Annotated in this window: 2 protein-coding genes; one reads left to right on the plus strand and one right to left on the minus strand. The window is 62.3% G+C overall.

Features of this window, described 5'->3' with window-relative positions; genetic code table 11:
- The first annotated feature begins 307 nt into the window (after nt 1–307).
- Nucleotides 308–2,239, plus strand: a complete 1,932-nt coding sequence (locus AC1DSN_RS21100) for a glycoside hydrolase family 76 protein (protein ID WP_477332681.1) — start codon at nt 308–310, stop codon at nt 2,237–2,239.
- Here AC1DSN_RS21100 and AC1DSN_RS21105 read toward each other — a convergent pair.
- Nucleotides 2,230–2,631, minus strand: a 402-nt coding sequence (locus tag AC1DSN_RS21105) for an alpha/beta fold hydrolase (protein WP_477332683.1), incomplete at its 5' end; no start/stop codon positions are given. The genes AC1DSN_RS21100 and AC1DSN_RS21105 overlap by 10 nt on opposite strands.

Here is a 2,631-nt window from a genome sequence, read left to right on the forward strand (position 1 = left end):
GTGCAGACGAAGGAGGCGCCTGCGAAGGGGCGCCTGTCGAAATCCCTGGACAAACGTCGGYGCACGGTTCTCCTGGGGGCAAGTCGCCTTACCCCCGATTCAGTAGCCAATAAGCCGATCAAACTTCCCGTGCGATTCAATTGTAGTATTTAATGATTAGTCGATCGCAAGCTGCGACGCAGCATTCGAAGCAAGTGCAGCTGTCTTGACCTGGTTCTCACTTTGGATGAACCAGCTCTGCAACACTCGCCCGACTCGCAGCAGCCATCGTCATAAATTTAGACGTCTAAATGGAGCGCTTCCGATCATGAAGCTCGGCGCATTGCGCATACGTGTTCAGACACTGCTGGCCGTAGCCAGCCTGACGGCCATGGTCGCCGCCCTTCCCTCGATGGCAACCGAACCGACCCCATCGACTCCCCGACAAACCGACGGACCGACCGCCATGGCTCGTGCCCGGGTCGCGGCGGACGTGTTGATGAGTTCGTATGAGCCCGACAAGGCCTGGTTTCCCTCCAGTTGGTGGAATTCGGCGGTGGCTCTGCAGACTGTCGGCGACTACATGCAGCGAACAGGAGACCGTCGCTATCTCGGTCAACTGAACAATACGTTCGAGAAGGACAAGGGCGTGTTCCCGGCTGGCGTCTTGTCGGGCGATCCGCTACTGGGCAACTTCACCAGCCGGGCCATCGACGATTCCGAGTGGTGGGGCCTCACGTGGCTRCAGGCCTATGACCTGACCCACGACCCGAAGTATCTGAACATGGCGGTGACCATCGCCAACTACGTCGACGGCTACTGGGACACCAGTACCTGCGGCGGTGGCGTCTGGTGGGATGGCGAGCGTACGTACAAGAACGCCATCGTCAATGGCCTCTGGATCCGGCTCACGGCCGAGCTGCACAACCGGATCCCCGGCGACACGTTGTGGCTGGGTCGATCCCGAACGGCGTGGGCGTGGTTCCAGGGCAGCGGCATGATCAACGCGAAGGGGCTGGTCAACGACGGCCTCACCAACGCCTGCACCAACAACGGCCAGAACGTGTGGACCTACAATCAAGGTCTGGCGATCGGCGCCGGCCTCGAACTGTGGCGCGCCACCCGGGATCCGCAGGTGCTGACCTCCGTACGCCGCCTTGCCGACGCGGCCATCGGTCCTGATGCCCTGGTGACTAACGGTGTCCTGAGCGAAACCYGCGATGCCGCCGACCAGACCTGCGATGACAACGGCAAGCAGTTCAAGGGCATCTTCATGCGCTACTGGACCGAGCTTGTCGACACCACCCATGATCGGGGATACGCGGCATTCCTCAACCAGCAAGCCACCAGTCTCTGGAATGACGACCGCGACGCCGCGGGCCGACTCGGCACGCGCTGGTCCGGCGTCACCAACGACGACCACCCCAATGTGTTCGACTGGCGCACCCAGGCGAGCGCGCTAAGTGCCCTCATTGGCGATGTGCCRGGCTTTACGCCGCTTGCTTCGCTGGCAGCCACCCTGTCCCCGGCGCAACCGGTGATCATGCCGGCGGCCTCGGGTACGACGGTTATCCCTCTTACGCTCAACACCTCGGCAACGGGATTCTTTCCGCTGCTAGCGCTCGCCTCCGTCGAGGCGCCCACGGGCTGGAGCGCATCGCCACGCGCATCCCTCGTTCACTTGCAGCCGCGTGGCAACGCGATCCCGGTCAATGGCAGCATCGCATTGGACGTGAGCGTCCCCGGTTCGGCGAGTGACGGGCACCACGTGATCACGGCAAGCGTGGCGGCACCCGGCTTGCGCTTCACGACCCTGGCCGATGTGCTGGTCGCTCATACGATCGACTTCGATACTGGCACGGTCGATGAAAACCCGTGGCTGTTCGACGCTGGCGGTTCGCAGAGCAATGGTGTGCAGAATCGCTTCGCCGATGGGAACGCTCACTTTACCTATCGGTTCCCGCTTCCAGCCGACACGACCTCGGCACACGTTACCCTGACCATCGACGCCGAATTTCTGGTACAGGCCAGCTCCGACAACGAGCACTGGACGACCGTGCTGCAGGAGACTCAACCGGTCACCGACGGATCGAACAAGGCCGACCGAACCATCGACCTGACGCCCTTCCTGGGCGTCGAGGCCGACGGATCAAAGCCGGTCTACCTGAAGGTGTCGGACGCCTTCCCCAATGACGGCTGGGGCGGGCGCGTGTACCACGTGACGGCAGCGATCGCGGAGGGCGCCGCGACTCAAAGGTGATCGGCGTCGATAACCGCCTGGGTGAACGCCTGCGGTGCTTCCTCAGGCAGGTTATGACCAATGCCGCCAGTAATCAGCCTGAACTGATACTTGCCCGTGAACTGTTTGGCATACGCCTCGGGCTGAGGATGTGGCGCACCGTTGGCATCGCCTTCCAGCGTGATGGTCGGTACCGGGATCTTCGGTGCCTGGGCTAGCCGCTTTTCCAGGTTGTCGTACCTGGCCTCGCCCTTGGCGAGGTTCAGACGCCAGCGGTAGTTGTGGATCGTGATGGCGACGTGGTCCGGATTCTCCAACGCCTGTGCACTGCGCTCGTAGGTGGCATCGTCAAAGCTCCACTTTGGCGATGCCAGCTGCCAGATCAGTTTGGCGAAGTCGTGATGGTTCTGCTC

It is taken from the genome of Luteibacter sp. P4_D7_3 (assembly GCF_056401735.1).